We start from the raw sequence: 801 nt of genomic DNA on the forward strand, positions 1-801 counted from the left end.
AGTCAGTCATTCAATATCAGCAAGCTCAATTTAACTGGGTAGCTGACACCCTCGACTAAGTTACGCAAACGCCCACCGGCAAAGCAAACGAGTTCGCAATCGCCAATGCGAAGAATCACTTCTTCATCAACAATTTCACTTAGTTTTTCAAGTCGAACCATTTGCACGGTCGTAGCCTTCATAAATATATTTGATTATTTTGTATATGGGAATTTCCAACCATTTTGCGGCAATGGCCCCACAGTATCAGTACGAAAGGCCTTGAGCTTGCTCTGAGAGCTATCACCAAGCAAATCAAATAACTCTGTCCGTGGCTTGGTATGAATTGTAGTAATGAACCCATCCGCATCCGTCCCAACAAATCCGAACAATGACTCGCCAGTCTTCTGCCGGTTTCTCATAAATGAGACGTAGCCCGTTCTCACTTCGTTCGCTGGCTCATAGAAATAGCTAACTTGTTGTCCGTTTTGCATTATGTCCTGCCCGACTCTCAGATAGTCGTCAGCATTGCCGATGCGGGAAGTGTTGCGGGAGAGAAACTCTGATCCATGCTTTTCAAAGTGCTCAATGAGTTTCGCCTCACTCCTGAAACTTGCGCCCCCCATATTCGCCCCAAAGGAAGGCGAAATCCCATCCATCGCTGCCATGCTCGGCAAGTCCCTGGCACCCCCAGACCGGAACACAGCGTTCAATTCAGTATAGAGCTCTGAACGAAAGAGCCAAGCCACCTTCTTTGCGCCACCAACGGCGGCAACGCTCACCACAACCTCGGCCCCATGCCAAGCAGCGTCCCTATAGTTC

The 801-nt window shown here is 48.8% G+C and carries 2 protein-coding genes; both read right to left on the minus strand.

Annotated features, from left to right (window positions below; translation table 11 throughout):
• Positions 1–2: 2 nt before the first annotated feature.
• On the minus strand, positions 3–167 hold the full coding sequence (locus AC1DWI_RS25080; RefSeq protein ID WP_477726171.1) for a hypothetical protein: 165 nt from the start codon (positions 165–167) through the stop codon (positions 3–5).
• A gap of 27 nt (positions 168–194) precedes the next feature.
• A partial coding sequence (locus AC1DWI_RS25085; RefSeq protein ID WP_477726172.1) for a hypothetical protein occupies positions 195–801 on the minus strand: 607 nt, incomplete at its 5' end.

This window comes from Polaromonas sp. P3_C2, from assembly GCF_056402675.1.